Below are 16,431 nucleotides of genomic sequence, written 5' to 3'. Positions count from 1 at the left end.
GTGGGTGCACCGGATCCGATGGGTGCACACAGTCCGTACCGACTCGTTCGAGAGGACCCGTCATGCCGTTCATCACCACGCAGGACCGGACGCCGATCTTCTACAAGGACTGGGGAACGGGACAGCCTGTCGTGTTCAGTCACGGCTGGCCCCTGAACGCCGACGCGTGGGATCCGCAGGTCCGGTTGATGGCGGAGAACGGCTTCCGCGCGATCGCCCACGACCGGCGCGGTCACGGGCGTTCCGGACAGCCGTGGAACGGCAACGACCTCGACACGTACGCCGACGACCTGGCGACGCTGATCGAGGAGCTCGATCTGCGGGACATCATCCTCGTCGGCCACTCCACGGGCGGCGGCGAAGTGGCGCGCTACCTCGGCCGCCACGGCACGGGCCGGGTCGCCAAGGCCGTCCTGCTCGGTGCGATCGCGCCGTTGATGCTGAAGACCGAGGCGAATCCGGAAGGGCTGCCGCGCGAGGTGTTCGACGGCATCCGCAAGGGTGTCGCGACCGACCGCTCCCAGTTCTACCAGGAGCTCAGCGAGACGTTCTACGGCGCCAACCGCCCCGGGTCGGAAGTCTCCCGGGGCACCCGCGACGCGTTCTGGCAGTGGTCGCTGCAGGTCGGGATCAAGGGCGCGTACGACTGCGTCAAGGCGTTCTCCGAGACGGACCTCACCGAGGACCTGAAGGCGTTCGACATCCCCACCCTCATCGCCCACGGCGGCGACGACCAGATCGTCCCCATCGTGGCCTCGGCGGAGAAGTCCTCCAAGATCGTCAAGGACGCCACGCTCAGGGTGTACGAGGGGGCGCCGCACGGCCTGTCGATGGTCGCCCCGTTCAAGGACGTCTTCGACGCGGACCTGCTGGCCTTCGCCCGCGCCTGAGGGGCCGCGCACACCTTCCGGCCCGGCGGCGGGGCAGTCCTGCCGCCGGTCAGGCCGAGGCGAGCCAGTCCCGGTAGTGAGTGGGCGCGATGAGCACATCGCTCTTGGCGATGATGGCGTCGCCAGGAACCGCCGCGAACATTCCGGCGCTGTCGTCCGTGACGACGGTGCGCCCGTCACCGCGGGCGGCCAGCGTGATCCTGCCGAGCTCGTCCAGCGGAAAGACGTCGGGGCCGGCGACGTCGCGGGTGCCGCCGAGAGGGCTGTCGACGGTGACGTCGGCCACCGCCCGGGCGACGTCGGCCGCGGCCATGGGCTGCAGCGGGGTGGACGGCAGGCGGACGGTCTGCCCGTCGTCGGTCCAGGACAGGACCGCGTCCATGAACTCGAAGAACTGCGTGGCCCGGACGATCGAGTACGGGACGGGCCCGGCCTTGAGCACGTCCTCCTGGAGGACCTTGGCCCGGTAGTAGTCGAGGCCGGGCACCTGGTCCGCGCCGACGATGGACAGCACGACCGCGTGGCCGACCCCCGCCCGCTCGGCTGCCGCGAGGAGGTTGTCCATCGTGATCCGGAAGAAGTCGAGGGAGAGGTCGTCGAAGGTGGGCGAGTTCGTCAGGTTGACGACGGCATCGGCCCCTTCGAGCGCCTCGGGCAGCCCCTGCCCGGTGAGGAGGTCGACGCCGGTGGACAGCGAGTGAGGAACCGCGTCGTGTCCGGCCTCCTTCAGGATCGTCACCACCTGCGAACCGATGAGTCCCGTTCCGCCGATCACTGCGACCTTCATGTCTTGTCTCCCGGAGAGTGAACCCTGGATCCGATTTGCCGGATTTGCCGCGACTTGCTCACTCTACTCAGACGTCCGGGAAAGCGGCCGGGAAAGTACCGCCGCGGGCTGAGATGGTGGATTCATGGCCACTCTGCCCCGGATCGCCCCGATGCTCGCCACGCCCGGCACCCTGCCGCCCGCGGCCACCGACGACCAGTGGGCGTTCGAGGTGAAGCAGGACGGCCAGCGGGCCGTCGTGTATCTGCCGGGAGACGGCACCGTGGAACTGCTGGCCCGCTCCGGCGCCGACATCACGGCCGCCTATCCGGAACTCGCGGCGCTCGGCCCCGCGCTCGACGGCGTACCGGCCGTACTGGACGGCGAGATCGTCGCACCGGACAGCCAGGGGCGCAGCGACTTCGAGCGGCTGCAGTCCCGCATGGGGCTCTCCGGATCACCCGCCAGGGCCGCCCGCATGGCGGAGCGGGTCCCCGCCCACCTCGTCCTGTTCGACGCCCTGCTCCTCCGCGGCACCAGCCTCCTCCCACTGCCCTACACGCAACGCCGTGCGGCCCTGGAGGAGCTGGGGCTCGTCGGGGCGCACTGGTCGACGCCCTCGGTCGTCGTCGGGCACGGCGAGGAGGCCCTCGGGATGACCCGGGAGGCCGGGCTGGAGGGCCTGATCGCCAAGCGGCTCTCCTCCACGTACGAGCCAGGAGTCCGCTCCCGCACCTGGATCAAGATCCGCCACGTGCACACCGTGGACGTCGTCGTGGGCGGCTGGGTGCCCGGTCGCGGCCGACTGGACGGGCTGCCCGGAGCGCTGCTCGTCGGCGAACGGCACGAGGGCGGGCTGCGCTACGCGGGCAACGTCGGGACGGGGTGGAGCGACGCGGAGCGGACCACTCTCGGCGAGCTGCTCCGGGTCGCCGAGATCGACACCTGCCCGTTCGACGAGGTGCCTCCGACCGCGGGTGCGCGGTGGGTGCTGCCGCGGCTGGTCGGCGAGGTGCGGTACGCGACCCGGACCAGGGCGGGGCGGCTGCGCCAGCCCTCCTGGCACCGGCTGCGGCCCGACCTCGCCCCGGACGACCTCGGGTGAGGGAACGCGCCGGGCTCAGGACGCCGTGCGCTTCCTGGCAGCCGTCTTCCGCGCAGGTTTCCCGGCCGTCTTCTTGGCCGCCGTCTTCCTGGCCGCCGCCTTCTTGGCCGTGGTCTTCTTCGCGGCCCGCTTCCTGGTGCCGGACTTCATCTCGTGCACGGTCGCGTGCTCGCCCTCCGGCCCGGTGGCCTCGCCGCGCGTCTCCTTCGCCGCCTTCACCGAGGCGTTCAGCGCGGCCATCAGGTCCATGACCTTCCCCGACTCCTCCTCCTCGCCCCCGCGCGGCTCCGGCAGCTCCTTGCCCTCGGACTTGGCCGCGATCAGCTCCTCCAGAGCGTCGCGGTAGCGGTCCCGGAAGCCGGAGATGTCATCGAGGGCCATCGTGTCGGTGAGCTGGACGGCCCGCTCGATCTCGTCCTCGTCCAGCTCGACGTCGCCGGGAGCCAGGGACTCGGGGCTGCGGATCTCGTCCGGCCACCGCATGGAGTGCAGCACGATGGCGTTGTCCCGCACCCGCAGCAGACCGAGGCGCTCGCGGTTGTGCCAGGCGAACTTGGCGACGGCGACCTTGTCGCTGCGCTCCAGCGCCTTGCGCAGCAGGGTGTACGGCTTCGCCGCGACCTGGCCGTCGGTAGCGAGGTAGTAGCTGTCGCTGATCCGTACCGGATCGACCCGGTCCGCGTCGACGAACGCCACGATCTCGATCGCCTTCGCCGTCGGCAACGGCATCCGGTCGAGCTCCTCGTCCGTGACGGGAACGGTCCGGTCCTTGGCGATCTCGTACCCCTTGCCGATCTCGTCCTGGGAGAGGACCTCGCCGTCGAGCTCGCACACCTTGCGGGTGCGGATACGGCCCATGTCCTCGAGGTGGTACTGGTGGAAGGAGATCGAGTGGTTCTCGGTGGCGGACACCACCTTGATCGGGATGGTGACGAGCCCGAAGCTGATCGCTCCGGTCCACAGGGGCCGCGGCATCCAGTACCTCCAGACCCCCCTGGTGGCTGGGCTGTGCAGATCTCACATCCCCCTCACCGTAGAACGCCCGGAGCGTGGCCGCCCGTCCATGGCCCCCCTTTGCGTGACCCCGGCCACGATGACGGCTGCGGGCAGTGGCGGCCGATCCGGTGCCGCACGCGTGTCGGTGCCGTGTTACGGATCCTGTCCCGCGCCACACTGGCTCTCGGCTCCGTGCTTTGCGACAGGAAGAGCGGGACGTCATGAGCGGTGGCAGCGCCTGGACCGGAGCCGCGATCGCGGCCGTTACCGCCGGCTACGCACTGTTCTCGCGCCGCCTGAGCTCGACACCGGTATCGGCTCCCATGGTGTTCACCGGCTTCGGTGTGCTCATCGGCCCGATCGGGCTCGACGTTCTCGACCTGGGGCACGACGCGGGCCCCGTGATGCTGCTGGCCGAGGCCGCCCTGGCCCTCCTGCTGTTCACCGACGCGATGACGGTACGCCGACAGGCCCTTCGCGCGGGCCGCTTCCTGCCCCTGCGTCTCCTGGCCATCGGCCTGCCCCTGTGCATCGCGGCGGGGTGGCTGCTGGCGTGGCCCCTGTTTCCCGGCCTGACCCTGTGGGAGTTCGCGTTGCTGGGCGCCGTCCTCGCCCCCACCGACGCGGCACTCGGCAAGACCGCCGGCTCCAGTCCCCGTGTTCCGGCCCTCGTGCGCCAAGGACTCAACGTCGAGAGCGGCCTGAACGACGGCCTGGCACTGCCGTTCTTCCTCCTGTTCCTTGCCGCGCTCCCGGGCACGCTCGCCTCCGAGGAAGGCGCGGGCGGAGTGTTCTGGCGGTCCGTCGCCATCAGCACCCTGGTGGGTCTGGCCCTCGGCTGGGCCGGAGGGAGACTGCTGGCCCTCGCACAGGCCCGGGACTGGGCGACGGGCGAATGGCAGCAGGTGGCCGTCCTGGCAGTGGCCTTCTGCGCGTACAGCGTGGCGGCCGGCATCGACGGAAGCGGGTTCATCGCCACGTGGATGGGAGGGTTCGCCTTCGGTACGGCACTGCGCACGGGCAGGCCGGCGGCGGACGACCGGGCCGAAAAGCGGCCGTCCGACCTGGCCGAGTACGTGGGCGGGCTGCTGGGGACCATGAGCTTCCTGGCCTTCGGAGCGGTCCTGCTCGGCCCGGCGCTGGAGCACCTGAACTGGCGCATCATCACGTACGCGGTCCTCAGCCTGACGGTCGTCAGAATGCTTCCGGTGGCCCTCGCGCTGATCGGTACCGGTATGCGGGTGCCCACACTCGCCTACATGGGCTGGTTCGGCCCCCGCGGCCTGGCTTCCGTGGTCTTCGGACTTCTCCTGGTCGAGGACCGTGTGCCCGGAATCGAACTCCTGGGACAGGTCATCGCGGTCACCATCGGCCTCAGCATCCTGCTGCACGGCATGTCGGCGCCGTACTTCGCCAACCTCTACGGCGACTGGTACGACACCGCCAAGGCCGCCGACCCCGACCTCTGTGAGGCCAGGGGCACACCCGAGGCCCCCACTGCACAGCACTCCGGCTCACGACGCCTGCGCTGAACCGAGCACAGGGCCGGAGCCTGTGGTGAGGGAGGCCGGGCATCCGGGATCCCGGACAGGCACGGCCCGCAGGAGCCACGCATCAAGGACATGGGCCGGGAGGCGGACCGGAGCGCCCGGAAGGGAGAACCGGCCCGAGAGGGCCTGGGCGCAACCGGGCCACCGCCCGTACTCCCGATCCTCCCGCCACGGCCCCGGGACCGCATGTGGATCAGCGCGGGTACGTCACACCCGGGGCAGGTCCAGCTCGCCGACCACCTGGTCGCCGCTCATCTCGCCGGTCCTGCGGAAACCGAGCCGCAGATAGAAGTCCTCCGGCCCGTGCTCCCCCGGCAGCCAGGTCACCGTACGGACTCCTCGGCCGTCCGGGCCATCGACTACCGGCGGAACAGGGCGCCGGGCGCCGGTACGCACGGGCGGTGAGGCGCCGCGCGGCCGACCCTCCACATCTCCTCCATTGTTTCATCACAATTCCGCTTCCTTTCGCCGAAGCCCGCCTCCCGGCTCCCCACCGCTGCGAGCATCGCCGCTCCACCTGCACGGAAATGCTGCGCACATGCCTTGGGGGGCACATGACTTCGAGAGTGAAGAGCGGTCCGGTCCGGATCTCCGCGGGGATCGCCGTCCTTGTGATGACCCTGGCGGGGTGCGGAGGAAGCGGCAGTGACGCGAAGACCGTGGCCGACTCGTCCCGGACCGCTTCCGCCGAGCGGGCGCTCGCGCTCGTGGACGACGAGGCGAGCGCGGACGCCGGCACGGAGATCGTGATCGAGGCGCTCGCCAACGATGCCGTGACCCTGGAGGACGGCAGGGACGCCCCGCTCCTCGGCACCTACGACACGGCCGAGTTCACCTTCTCCGTCGAGAGCCCGACCCCGCACGGGACGGTCACCGTCATGGGGACCTCGCTCGTATACACGTCCGCGGCCGACTACGGCGGCGAGGACAAGTTCACCTATCACATTCTGGTCGACGGGAAGGCGGCACCCAGCGCCAGTGCCGTCGTACGGATCACCGTGGCCGAGCCCACCCCGACCCCGACTCCCACGCCCACGCCCACGCCGAAGCCGAAGCCGAAGGTGAAGGTTTCCAGCGAGCCCTCGGTGTACTACAGCAACTGCGACGCGGTACGGGCGGCCGGGGCCGCGCCCGTCCGCCGCGGGGACCCGGGCTACGCGGCCCATCTGGACCGCGACAACGACGGGGTCGGCTGCGAGCCGTACGGGGCCGGCACAGGATCCTCCAGCGGCGGTTCGGCGGACGGCGGTTCGGCGGACGGCGGCTCCTCCGGCGGTGGCGACACCTACTACGCCAACTGCTCCGCCGTGCGCGCCGCAGGGGCCGCACCCATCCACCGCGGGGACCCCGGCTACGGCTCCCACCTCGACCGGGACGGCGACGGCGTCGCCTGCGAGTAGAGCGAACGGGAGCGAGCGGAGGGCTCCACGCGGGCAGATTTGATCACATGGGACCCGGGAAGCTTGAAGTTGCTCTAAGTGCGCAATAATCGAGCAACTTCAAGCATCGCTCGCCGTCGTACCCACGAAGGAAGCCCCATGCCGCTCATATCCACCGGTGACCTCGCACACCGCGCCAGGACGAACACGACGGGCGTCGGGGCGTTCAACGTCGTGCAGATCGAGCACGCGCAGGCCATCGTCGGCGGGGCGGAAGCGGCCGGGCTGCCGGTGATCCTGCAGATCAGCGAGAACACGGCCCGCTACCACGGCTCCCTCGAACCGATCGGGCTCGCCTCGCTCGCCCTCGCACGGGCCGCGAGCGTTCCCGTGGCCGTCCACCTCGACCACGCCGAGTCGGCCGGCCTCGTACGCGAAGCCGTCCGACTCGGCTTCACCTCCGTCATGTTCGACGCGTCCACGCTCCCGTACGACGAGAACGTCGCCGCGACCCGTGCCGTCGCGGAGTACTGCCATATCCACGACGTATGGGTGGAGGCCGAGCTCGGCGAGATCGGCGGCAAGGACGGGGCGCACGCCCCCGGGGTCCGTACCGACCCGGACGAGGCACGGGCGTACGTCGGCGCCACCGACGTCGACGCCCTCGCGGTCGCCGTCGGCAGCTCGCACGCGATGCTCACCCGCGACGCCGCGCTCGACTTCGGGCTCATCTCCCGGCTGCGCGACGCGGTGGGCGTCCCGCTGGTCCTGCACGGCTCGTCCGGAGTCGGGGACACGGGCCTGGCCAGGGCCGTCGCCGCGGGCATGACGAAGGTGAACATCTCCACCCATCTGAACAAGCTGTTCACCCAGGCCGTCCGCACCTATCTGGACACCCACGCCGAGGCGGCCGACCCCCGCAAGTACCTCGGCCCGGCCCGCGAAGCGGTCACGACCGAGGTGACGCGCCTGCTGCACGTACTGGCCCGGACCGGTCCCGGCCAGGCGCGATAGGGTTCGGCGGCGAACAAGGAGGAACAGGTGGCGGCACACACCCGATGGACCCGGCTGCTGGAGATCCTCAGCGAACAGGGTCATCTCGACGTCCTCGACGCCGCCGCGCGACTGGACTGCTCCGCCGCGACCGTACGGCGCGACCTGGACGAACTCGCCCGGCAGAACCTGCTGACCCGCACCCGGGGCGGCGCCGTGGTCAGCACCGTCGCCTACGACCTGCCGCTGCGCTACAAGGCGGCCCGCAGGGCGGACGAGAAGCAGCGCATCGCGAAGGCCGCGGCCGAACTGATCCCGTCGGGCTCCACGGTGGGGATCAACGGGGGCACGACCACCTCGGAGGTGGCCAGGGAACTGGCCGTGCGGCCGGAGCCCGCGGGCGGCGGGATCGCGCTGACCGTGGTCACCAACGCGATCAACATCGCCAACGAACTGGCGGTCCGCCCCCAGGTGAAGATCGTCGTCACCGGCGGAGTGGCCCGCCCGAACTCGTACGAACTCGTCGGCCCGCTGGTCGACTCCGTCCTGCGCACGCTCGCACTCGACTACACGATCCTCGGCGTGGACGCCGTCCACCCGCTCTTCGGAGCGGCCACCCACGACGAGTCGGAGGCCGGCGCCAACCGGGCTCTCGCCGAGTGCGCGGGCACGGTGATCGTGGTGGCCGACTCCTCCAAGCTGGGCCGCCGGGCGTTCGCCCAGGTGTGCGAGACGAGCGCCGTGTCGATCCTGGTGACGGACAGGGACGCGCCCGAGGAGACCGTCGAGGAGTTCACCGGCCTGGGGATCGACGTGCTGCGCGTGTGACGTCCCGGCCGTGGCGGGTCAGCGGTAGTCGTCCGGGTGGCCCTGCATCCAGGTGTTGATGCGGTCGCGGGTGCCGATCAGCTGGGTGCGGTGCTTCTCCAGGTTGGCCGTGGAGGTGTCGCTCTTCAGCTCCGTGCGCAGGGTGCCCATCCAGGCCAGGGGCTCCTTGAAGTGGCCCGGACCCTTCGCGTCCGCCTTCATGGCCGCGTCCAGGCCGTTCAGCTCCTCGTTCACCCTGCCCAGGAAATAGGCGCAGTTGCCGTCCCCCGGGGTGCAGGAGTCGTACAGGGTCGCCTGCAGGCTCGCGAAGGCGTCGCGGACCAACACGGGCCTGTTCAGGTCCGCTTCTGTGAGCGCCTCCGGGCTCGCCGAGGCGGATGCCTCCGCCTCCGCCCGCTCGACCGCCGCGTCGGCCGCCGCCGCGTCCACCTCCGGCGCCACCTGCGGGACGTCGCTGCCCGGCCCGTTCGTGGTGGTCGCCTCCGAGCACCCGACCAGGCCCGCTCCCAGGATCACGGCCGGTATGACTGCACGCAGAGCGCTGCGGATGAACATGAGGCCCCCCTCGTCGTTGGGCACAGACCTTACTGCCTGGGACCGGTCTGCTGACGGCTGGTCAGCCCGTGACCAGGCTCTGGACGCCGGGGCGTACAGGTCCGCGAGGTGTTCCGGGGTGGCCCGGGAACCGGCGCCCTCGCGGTGGAGGCTGAGCGTGGCGCCCAGGCCGATCAGGTGGCCGGCGACCAGCTCGGCGCGCAGGGCGCGTTCGCGGCCCGGGAGGCCGGCCGTCAGGCGTCCGGTGACCTGCTCGTGGAAGCGGGTGCGCGGCAGGGAGCGCTCGTCGTAGTTGCCGAGGGAGAAGACGACGCGCAGCAGGGGGTCGCTCCGGTGCGCCCTGCGGCTGCGGCTGCGTGAGAGCGTCAGCACCATGTGGCGGCCGAGCCCGTCGAGCGGGGCGGCGCGTTAGCCTCGGAGCCTCGACCTGTACGAAGGAAGCGAAGGAAGCGAAGGTGGCTGCGATGGCGAAGGTCCCGGCGGCGGCAGTGGCGGCGAGCGGACTCCTCGGGGGGTACGGGGTCGCCCGGTGGACCGGGAAGCGGCCGCTCGGCGGTGTCGCGCTCGCCGCCGCCGGCTCCCTCGCCGCGTACGAGTGGAACCGGCAGGCCGGAACCCGGGCGGCCGTCGGGCTGAGCGTCGCCTACGTCGCCGCGTTCGCCGGATCGCACCCGCTCGCCAAGAAGGTCGGCGCATGGCCCGCCGTGTTCGCCGTCGCGGGCGGGGTCGCCGCGGCCTCGTGGGCGGTCACACGGCGCAGCGCCTGAGAAGACGTGCGCCGGGCGATGAACACCGGCGGCGCGGGGCACGTACTGAACGGCAACTCCCCCGCGTGACCCGGGGGTGCTCCCGTACGACAGGACGGGGGCGCCCCCGGAGCTTTCCCTCCACGACGCAGCGCCTGCCACGGCCTGCGCCGGCGCCCTGGCGCCGCCCGGTGCCGTCGAGCGCCGTCAGCCTCCCAGTGCCCGTGAGACCGAATAGATCACCAGACCGGCCAGCGCGCCCACCACTGTGCCGTTGATCCGGATGAACTGCAGGTCGCGGCCGATGTGCGCCTCGATCTTCTTCGAGGTCTGGTGCGCGTCCCAGCCGGCGACGGTGTCGCTGATCAGCGACGTGATCTCCGTGCGGTACGTCGTGACGACGTACACCGCCGCGTCCTCCAGCCAGCCCTCCAGCTTGGCCTGCAGCCGCTCGTCCGTCGCCAGCCGGGCGCCCAGCGACATCAGCGAGGCCCTGGCACGCAGCCGCAGCTCGCTCCGCTCGTCCTCCGCCGCCGCGATGATCATCGTGCGTACCGAGGACCAGGCCGACGCGATGACGTCCTGCACCTCGCCGCGCCCCAGGATCTCCGCCTTGAGCCGCTCCACCCGCGCCCGGGTGTCCGAGTCCGTCTGGAGGTCGGCGGCGAAGTCCGTCAGGAACGAGTCGATCGAGCCGCGCGCCGGGTGCCCCGGCATGTCCCGCATCTCCGTGACGAAACGCAGCAGTTCCTTGTAGACCCGCTCCCCCACCCGCTTGTCGACGAAGCGCGGCGTCCAGCCCGGAGCCCCGCCCTGCACCGCGTCCATCACGGACTCGCCGTGCTCGACCAGCCAGTCGTGGGCCCGCACGCAGACGAGGTCGACGACCCTGCGGTGCCCGCCGTCGGCGACGACCTTCTCCAGCATCTTGCCGATGCCGGGGCCGACCTCCGCCGCATTCGCCCGCCGGGTGATCGCCTCTCCGACGACCGCCTGCACATCGGAGTCCCTGAGCACCGTCAGCGCACCGCGCAACGCGGTCGCGAGCTCCGCGGTCACCCGGTCCGCGTGATCCGGCTCCGCCAGCCACGCCCCGAGCCGCGCGCCGACGCCCAGAGCGTGAATTCGGTCACGAACCACGTCTCCGGAGAGAAAATTCTCGCCCACGAAGGAACCGAGTGATGCCCCGAGCTGGTCCTTCTTGGTGGGGATGATGGCCGTGTGGGGGATGGGAAGTCCGAGCGGGCGGCGGAAGAGCGCCGTGACCGCGAACCAGTCCGCCAGCGCACCCACCATGCCCGCTTCGGCAGCCGCTGCGACGTAGCCCGGCCAGCCACCCACACCCTCGTTCTTCGCCCAGGTGGCGAGGACGTAGACGAGCGCGACGACCAGGAGCAGACCCGTGGCGGTGGTCTTCATACGGCGCACTCCGCGCTGTTTCTCCTCGTCGGCAGCGGTGTACGCGAAACCGGCCAGCGGCGCCGCGGTCCGCCGGGCACCCGGGCCGCCCGCCCCGGCCGTGGATCCGGCCGATCCGGCGTCGGTCCCGGCGCCACCTGCCGCGGCCCCGGCCCCGGGCATCAGCCCCGGCCGCCCGGACGCGGGACCGTGCGGCCCCGGTCCCGCCCCGGAGTCCGGGCCGGACCCCGTTCCCTGTCCCGCGTCGTGTTCCATCCGCTCCACCCGTCCGCGTACGCGTCACCCAGTGCCGTACGCATTGTCCCTACCTCACCTACTCCCGGGCCGCACGTCGAGTTCCCCGCGGCCTGTCGCATCATGAGACCAGCCCGATCATCACAAGGAGAATCACCGCACATGCCCAGGCGCCAGGGGTATGCCCTGCTCATCGCCCTCGTAGCAGGCACCGCCGCGCTCGCCGCCGCACTCGCGTTCGGTACGACACTGATCGCCGGGGAGCGCCGGGCGCCGCTGCCCGGACCCGAGGCGCACGTGGCCGCACGCAATCCCGCCGCGCCGGCCAACTCCACCGGCACCTGGGTCGCCACCTGGACCGGAGCACCCGTCAGCGGCGAACCGGACACGGAACAAGGCCTCCCCGGACGCACCATCCGCAACACCGTGCACACCAGCGTCGGCGGCGACGCCGCCCGCATCACCCTCTCCAACCTCTTCGGCACGGCCCCGCTCGTCATCGACGAAGCCACCGTCAACACCCGCCCGGTGACCTTCCGCGGCCTGCCCGTCGTCACCGTCGCCGCAGGCCGTCAGATCGTCAGCGACCCCGTGGTCGTGCCCGTCGCACCCGACGCCGATCTCGTCGTCACCCTGCGCACCCCGTACCGGAGCGGCCCCGTCACCTCTCACGCCCACGCCCTGCAGACGTCGTACCTGGCCGACGACCGCGGCACCTGGCGGACCGACCGGTGGCGCTACCTCACCGCGGTGGACGTGCGCAACGAGATCTCACCGGGCACGGTCGTCGTGATCGGCGACTCGCTCACCGCGGGCAGCGGCTCCACCACCGACGCCAACAACCGCTGGCCGGACGTGCTCTCCGACCGGCTGGGGCACCGCTACGGGGTCGCCAACCAGGGCATCGCGGGCAACCGCCTGCTGCGCGACAGCGCCCCCGAGAGGAACGGCCGCGGCGGCGTCGGCGGAACCCACCGCTTCGAGCGTGACGTGCTCTCCGTCACCGGAGCCAGGACCGTGATCATCGCGCTGGGCATCAACGACGTGCAGCAGGCCCCCCAGGAGGAGGACCCCCAGCGCATCGTGGCCGGACTGCGCTCCCTCACAGAACGCGCCCACGCCCGCGGACTGCGGGTCGTCGGGGCGACGCTGACACCCTTCCAGGGCTTCGGCACCTGGACACCCGAACGCAACGACGTACGCCTGGCTGTCAACGAACAGATCCGGGCAGGCCGGATCTTCGACGACGTCATCGACTTCGACCGGGCCGTACGCGACCCGTACGCACCCAACCGGCTCCTGCCCGCGTACGACTGCGGCGACCGGCTCCACTTCAACGACGCCGGCTACCGGACGCTGGGCCGCCTCGTCGACCTCGCGACCGTGACCGGAACGCCGAAGGCCGGAGCCTTCTGACCGCGCCCGCCCCCAGGAACCGTCCGACCTCTCCAGACGCCCGCCCTCACGAACCGTCCGGCTTCTCCAGGCGCAGCCGCTCCGCCTCCTTGAGGCGCTGCCGCTGCGCCTTGCTCCACTTGCGGTCCACACCGACCCCGCCCATCAGGGCGAACCCTGTCACCCGCACCCGCGGCGCGTCCGGAGCCGGATCGCCGAAGTCGGCGTCCTTCGTCTGCTCGTCGAAACCGCCCATGACGCCGATGCCGTTGACGTGGAGGTGCACGTTCGGCGGGACCTTCACCTGCAGCCCGCCCATGATCGCGAAGCACCGGATCACGGTGTCGCGCTCCTCGAAGTCCGCCTCGCGCAGATCGATCTCGCCCCCGCCCCACATCGCGAACGCGGTGAACATCCGCCCCACCGTCCAACGGCCCTTGCGGCTGAAACCGCCCCAGAAGGCGAACCCTCCCGAGGACGTCGCGGGGCCCCCGATACGCCTCGACCAGTCGACGGACGTCCCGGGGGCGCGGGCGGGCGAGCCCGCACCCACGGGCGCAACAGCCTTACCCGGTACCGGGAGATCACGTACGAGCGGCTCCAACTCCCCGTGCGTACGCGCCTTGTACGTCGCATCGAGCCGCTGCTCGAACTCGTCCATCTCCAGCCGGCCCTCGGCCACGGCCTCCCGCAGGGTCTCGGCGACCCGTTCACGTTCCGCATCGGAAGCACGCATGTCCGGACGTTCACTTGTCATACCGCGCAGCCTATAGAGCAACCCGAAGACCGGCCTAGAGACGCGAATCCGACACGTACATCTTCGCGATCACGGCCTCGATGTCCGGCTCCCGCACCGACAGGTCCACGAGCGGATAGTCCGCCGCGATACGCGCCACCAGTGGAGCCGCCGACGCGGACGCCGGGAACGCCAGCCACTGCCTGGGGCCCTCCACCTTCACCACCCGCACCGAGGGCTCCGACGCCAGCTCGATCGGCGGCAGCACCCGCTCCAGATCGACCACCAGCGTGCGCTCGCTCTCCCCCACCTCATGCAGCCCGGACAGCGCACCGTCGTACACCAGACGGCCGTGGTCGATCACCATCACCCGCTTGCACAGCTGCTCGATATCGGTCAGATCGTGCGTGGTCAGCAACACCGTCGTGGACCGCTCCGCGTTCAAGTCCCGCAGGAACTCACGCACCTTGGCCTTGGAGATCACATCGAGCCCGATCGTCGGCTCGTCCAGGTACAGCACCTCCGGATCGTGCAGCAGCGCCGCCGCGATATCGCCCCGCATCCGCTGCCCCAGCGACAACTGCCGCACCGGAGTCTCCAACAGCTCACCCAGATCGAGGAGTTCCACACAACGGTCCAGGTTCTCCCGGAAACGGCGGTCCGGGATCCGGTACATCCGGTGCATCAGCCGGTACGAGTCACGCAGCGGCAGATCCCACCACAGCGTCGTGCGCTGCCCGAACACCACTCCGATCCGGTGCGCCAGCTTCGTACGCTCCCGCGACGGATCGATGCCCGCGACCCGCAGTCGGCCGCCGCTCGGGGTGAGGATCCCCGTCAGCATCTTGATCGTCGTCGACTTGCCCGCCCCGTTCGGGCCGATGTACCCGACCATCTCGCCACGCGGCACCCGGAAGCTGATGCCGTCCACCGCACGCACCTCGTGCCGCTCCCGGCGCAGGAAACCCGTCTTGCGGTGTACGTCGAAGACCTTCTCGACCCCGTCGAGCTCGATGAAGTCCATGTCCATTCCCACTCCTCCCTCAGCTTCCCGTACTGCGGTAGGCCCGCAGCCCCGTCCGCCACGCCAGCCCCGCGAGCACCCAGCACAGCCCCGCCACCAGCGGCGGGAGGAACGCCACCCACTCCGGCAGCCCCAACGGATAGTCCCTGCCCAGCACATACAGCGCGGGCAGCCAGCTCACGAACGCCAGCGGCACCACGAACGTCACCCCGCGCACCAGGTCCCGCGCGAAGATCGACGGCGGGTACTGGAGCAGAGTCGTCCCCCCGTAGGTGAACGCGTTCTGCACCTCCGAGGCGTCCTGCGCGAAGAACTGGAACGCCGCACCCACGACGAACACCGCCGCGAAGATCGCCGCCCCGCTCAACACCATCAGCGGCAGCATCAGGACCTTCAGCGGGCTCCACGCGATGTCCAGCGTCACCAGGGCGTAGCCCAGCACCAGCAGCGCCTGCGTGATCCGGCCCAGCCGGCGAAGCGCGAACCGGTCCGCGGCCACCTGCGCCAGCACCGGCACCGGCCGCACCAGCAGTGTGTCGAGCGTCCCGTCCCGCACCCGCTGCCCCAGCCGGTCCACCGACCCCACCAGCAGATCGCACAGCCCGAAGGCGGTCGCCGACGCCCCGTACAGCAGCGCGACCTCCGGCAGCGTGTAGCCGCCCAGCGCATCGACGTGCGAGAACATCAGCATGACCGTGACGAAGTCCGCCCCGGTCATCACGAAGTTGCCGATGGTCGTCATCACGAACGACGCCCGGTACGCCAGCGTCGAACGCAGCCACATCGCCGCGATCAGCCCGTACGCCCGGATCCCCTCGACCAGCCGCGACCGGTCGGCGAACGCGATCCCCGGCCGCTCGGGCTCCCCCACCGCCCCCTTCTCCGGCCGCTCAGGATCCCTGGCGGCCAGTCTCTCCGTCCCGGCCTCAGCCACCCTGCACCACCACCCTCCTCGTCGCCACGGACTGCAGCAGACGCCCCGCCAGCAGCAACGCCACCGCCCATCCGGCCTGGAAGGCGTACGCCTGCGCCAGACCCCACCCCGTGCGCTTGCCCAGGAACACATCCGCCGGGACCTGCAGCAGCGAAGACCACGGCAACGCCCGCGCCACCTCGCCCAGCACACCCGGGAACAGGTTCAGCGGCAGCAGCATCCCGGAGAAGAAGAGCCCCGCCAGCATGGCCATCTGCAGGGCGCCCGCCCCGTCCATCAGCCAGAACGCCGACAGCGCGACCAGGAAGCGCAGCGCGAAACTCACCACGACCCCCAGCAGCACCGACACCAGGAAGGCGGGCCACATCCACGCCGACCCCGGCAGCGCCAGGTCGAAGGCCAGGGCCCCCAGCACCATCGGCACGATCCCGCGCCCCAGCAGGTGGAACGCCGCCCGGCCCAGGTCCCCCGCCAGCCACCACAGCTGGAGATCGGCGGGCCGGTACAGGTCCACGGCGATGTCACCCGTACGGATCCGCTCCGTCAGGTCGCTCTCGAAGCCGCCGCCCATCATGGCGCAGGTCATCAGCAGCGCCTGCCCCAGCCACACGTACGTCAGGGCCTCTGACTGGTCGTAACCACCGAGCTGCGGACGCTCGTCCCACAGGGCGATGTAGGTGTAGGCCATGATGAAACCGAAGACGGTGTTGGTGAACACCCCCGCCGCCGTCGCCACCCGGTACGTCGCATGCCGCCGGAACCCACCGGCCGCCACCACCGCATAGAGCCGCACCGCGCCCCCTCCCCCCGCTCATCGGGCCAAAGCTCACGACCCTAGTTCACGACCGGTGGCCGCCGCGACCCTTTATCCGGGGATGATC

At 71.1% G+C, this 16,431-nt stretch carries 16 protein-coding genes; 8 read left to right on the top strand and 8 right to left on the bottom strand.

What is annotated here, in order from left to right:
- Positions 1 to 62 precede the first annotated feature (62 nt).
- The gene (locus OG844_RS31710; protein ID WP_406394894.1) at positions 63 to 890 is read left to right on the top strand and encodes an alpha/beta fold hydrolase; all 828 of its coding nucleotides are present in this window, start codon (positions 63 to 65) and stop codon (positions 888 to 890) included.
- 49 nt (positions 891 to 939) lie between these two features.
- On the opposite strand, the gene OG844_RS31705 is transcribed toward OG844_RS31710, so the two are convergent.
- Complete coding sequence (locus OG844_RS31705) at positions 940 to 1,677, bottom strand: SDR family oxidoreductase (RefSeq protein ID WP_406394893.1); 738 nt, start codon at positions 1,675 to 1,677, stop codon at positions 940 to 942.
- A 124-nt stretch (positions 1,678 to 1,801) separates the two neighbouring features.
- On the opposite strand from OG844_RS31705, the gene ligD reads away from it, so the two are divergent.
- Positions 1,802 to 2,761: a non-homologous end-joining DNA ligase gene (gene ligD, locus OG844_RS31700; RefSeq protein WP_406394891.1), complete on the top strand. Its 960-nt coding sequence runs from the start codon at positions 1,802 to 1,804 to the stop codon at positions 2,759 to 2,761.
- A 15-nt stretch (positions 2,762 to 2,776) separates the two neighbouring features.
- On the opposite strand, the gene OG844_RS31695 is transcribed toward ligD, so the two are convergent.
- The gene (locus OG844_RS31695) at positions 2,777 to 3,736 is read right to left on the bottom strand and encodes a Ku protein (protein WP_406394889.1); all 960 of its coding nucleotides are present in this window, start codon (positions 3,734 to 3,736) and stop codon (positions 2,777 to 2,779) included.
- Between the two features lie 242 nt (positions 3,737 to 3,978).
- Here OG844_RS31695 and OG844_RS31690 point away from each other — a divergent pair, with 242 nt between their 5' ends.
- From OG844_RS31690 to OG844_RS31675, 4 genes are all read left to right on the top strand, one after another.
- Positions 3,979 to 5,289: a cation:proton antiporter gene (locus OG844_RS31690; RefSeq protein ID WP_406394887.1), complete on the top strand. Its 1,311-nt coding sequence runs from the start codon at positions 3,979 to 3,981 to the stop codon at positions 5,287 to 5,289.
- Positions 5,290 to 5,861: 572 nt separating this feature from the next.
- Entirely contained in the window at positions 5,862 to 6,707 is an 846-nt protein-coding gene (locus OG844_RS31685; protein WP_406394886.1) for an excalibur calcium-binding domain-containing protein, read from the top strand.
- A 138-nt stretch (positions 6,708 to 6,845) separates the two neighbouring features.
- Positions 6,846 to 7,700, top strand: coding sequence for a ketose-bisphosphate aldolase (locus tag OG844_RS31680; protein WP_406394884.1), 855 nt, complete (start codon positions 6,846 to 6,848; stop codon positions 7,698 to 7,700).
- Between the two features lie 27 nt (positions 7,701 to 7,727).
- The gene (locus OG844_RS31675; RefSeq protein WP_406394882.1) at positions 7,728 to 8,507 is read left to right on the top strand and encodes a DeoR/GlpR family DNA-binding transcription regulator; all 780 of its coding nucleotides are present in this window, start codon (positions 7,728 to 7,730) and stop codon (positions 8,505 to 8,507) included.
- 18 nt (positions 8,508 to 8,525) lie between these two features.
- Here OG844_RS31675 and OG844_RS31670 read toward each other — a convergent pair whose 3' ends face one another.
- Positions 8,526 to 9,437 (bottom strand): hypothetical protein, encoded by a 912-nt coding sequence (locus tag OG844_RS31670; RefSeq protein WP_406394880.1) that lies wholly within the window; start codon positions 9,435 to 9,437, stop codon positions 8,526 to 8,528.
- An 89-nt stretch (positions 9,438 to 9,526) separates the two neighbouring features.
- On the opposite strand from OG844_RS31670, the gene OG844_RS31665 reads away from it, so the two are divergent.
- A complete protein-coding gene (locus tag OG844_RS31665) occupies positions 9,527 to 9,829 on the top strand; it encodes a hypothetical protein (RefSeq protein ID WP_406394878.1) in 303 nt (100 codons plus the stop codon).
- A gap of 186 nt (positions 9,830 to 10,015) precedes the next feature.
- Here OG844_RS31665 and OG844_RS31660 read toward each other — a convergent pair whose 3' ends face one another.
- Positions 10,016 to 11,482: a DUF445 domain-containing protein gene (locus OG844_RS31660; protein ID WP_406394877.1), complete on the bottom strand. Its 1,467-nt coding sequence runs from the start codon at positions 11,480 to 11,482 to the stop codon at positions 10,016 to 10,018.
- 141 nt (positions 11,483 to 11,623) lie between these two features.
- On the opposite strand from OG844_RS31660, the gene OG844_RS31655 reads away from it, so the two are divergent.
- Positions 11,624 to 12,877, top strand: a complete 1,254-nt coding sequence (locus tag OG844_RS31655) for an SGNH/GDSL hydrolase family protein (protein WP_406394875.1) — start codon at positions 11,624 to 11,626, stop codon at positions 12,875 to 12,877.
- Between the two features lie 46 nt (positions 12,878 to 12,923).
- Here OG844_RS31655 and OG844_RS31650 read toward each other — a convergent pair whose 3' ends face one another.
- From OG844_RS31650 to OG844_RS31635, 4 genes are read right to left on the bottom strand one after another with little or no spacing between them, the layout of a single operon-like run.
- Positions 12,924 to 13,592 (bottom strand): DUF1707 domain-containing protein, encoded by a 669-nt coding sequence (locus tag OG844_RS31650; RefSeq protein WP_406394874.1) that lies wholly within the window; start codon positions 13,590 to 13,592, stop codon positions 12,924 to 12,926.
- Positions 13,593 to 13,647: 55 nt separating this feature from the next.
- Positions 13,648 to 14,622 carry an ATP-binding cassette domain-containing protein gene (locus OG844_RS31645; RefSeq protein WP_406394872.1) on the bottom strand — a complete coding sequence of 325 codons (975 nt, stop codon included), beginning with the start codon at positions 14,620 to 14,622 and terminating at the stop codon, positions 13,648 to 13,650.
- A gap of 13 nt (positions 14,623 to 14,635) precedes the next feature.
- Positions 14,636 to 15,487 carry an ABC transporter permease gene (locus tag OG844_RS31640; RefSeq protein WP_406396336.1) on the bottom strand — a complete coding sequence of 284 codons (852 nt, stop codon included), beginning with the start codon at positions 15,485 to 15,487 and terminating at the stop codon, positions 14,636 to 14,638.
- A gap of 55 nt (positions 15,488 to 15,542) precedes the next feature.
- On the bottom strand, positions 15,543 to 16,343 hold the full coding sequence (locus OG844_RS31635) for an ABC transporter permease (RefSeq protein ID WP_406394871.1): 801 nt from the start codon (positions 16,341 to 16,343) through the stop codon (positions 15,543 to 15,545).
- Between the last annotated feature and the right edge of the window lie 88 nt (positions 16,344 to 16,431).

It is taken from the genome of Streptomyces sp. NBC_00887 (assembly GCF_045207585.1).
The sequence above is the reverse complement of the archived record's forward strand: the minus strand, read 5'-3'. Positions and strand labels throughout refer to the sequence as shown.